This is a genomic window from Curvibacter delicatus NBRC 14919, assembly GCF_001592265.1.
Classification (GTDB): Bacteria; Pseudomonadota; Gammaproteobacteria; order Burkholderiales; family Burkholderiaceae_C; genus Hylemonella; species Hylemonella delicata.
Genome location: NZ_BCWP01000098.1, coordinates 1 through 1007 on the forward strand (window position 1 = coordinate 1; position 1007 = coordinate 1007).

Below are 1007 nucleotides of genomic sequence, written 5' to 3' on the forward strand. Positions count from 1 at the left end.
CCTGTGCCATCAGCCTGTGTCGGCTGAGGTAAATATTGGCCAGTGCCAAGGCCGTGAACGCCCGCGTTGCATTCTTCTGCAACCCACGGTAGCGCACCTTGGCAAAGCCCCATAGCCGTTTGATCACGCCAAAGACATGCTCCACCCGAGCCCGGATCTTTGACTTGTTGCGGTTCTTGCCGCGCTCCACCTCGTCAACGCCGCCGCCAGCGCGCCGGGTGCGCTGGTTGGTGAAGTCTTTAGCCTTGGGTGCTTTGCTGGCGATCAGCTCTTTCTGGCTGGCATAGGCCGAGTCACCGTACACGCGCTGCTCGTTGCCATGGAGCAAATCAGGCAGCGGGTGCTTGTCGTGCACGTTGGCCGCCGTGACCACGGCGCGGTGTGCCAGCCCGCTTTGACTGTCCACGCCGATGTGCAGCTTCATGCCGAAGTACCACTGCTGGCCCTTGCGGGTCTGGTGCATCTCGGGGTCGCGCGCCTTGTCGGCGTTCTTGGTGGAACTGGGCGCGCCGATGATGGTGGCGTCCACGATGGTGCCGGTGTTGACCTTGATGCCTTTGCTCTGCAGTACCCGGCCGACCTGAGCAAACAGCGCCTCGCCGAGCTGGTTGTCGCCCAGCAATCGGCGGAACTTGAGCATCGTGGTGGCATCTGGCACCGGCTCGCGCCCCAGATCAATTCCGACGAAGCGGCGCAGGCTGGCGCTGTCGTACAGGGCTTCCTCGCAGGCCAGATCGGCCAGGTTGAACCAGTGCTGGATAAAGTGGATGCGCAGCATGCGCTCCAGCCCGATGGGCGGGCGACCGTTGCCGGCCTTGGGGTAGTGCGGCTCGACAACGGCGCACAAGGCAGACCATGGCATGGCGGCTTCCATGGTCTTGAGGAACTCATCGCGCCGTGTGGGTTTGCGGTATTGCTCGTATCCCGATTGCGAATCGGCTGCCATGGCAAGGGTCTGTTGTTTCATCGGCATGTAACGTCTCAACTTCGGGTATCGTGGACCTTAA

1 protein-coding gene is annotated in these 1007 nt (G+C 62.3%); it reads right to left on the reverse strand.

The features are described 5' to 3' along the window. The coding region (locus tag CDE01S_RS17980) for an IS5 family transposase (RefSeq protein ID WP_066710929.1) at window positions 1-967 on the reverse strand (967 nt) is incomplete at its 3' end. Window positions 968-1007 lie beyond the last annotated feature (40 nt).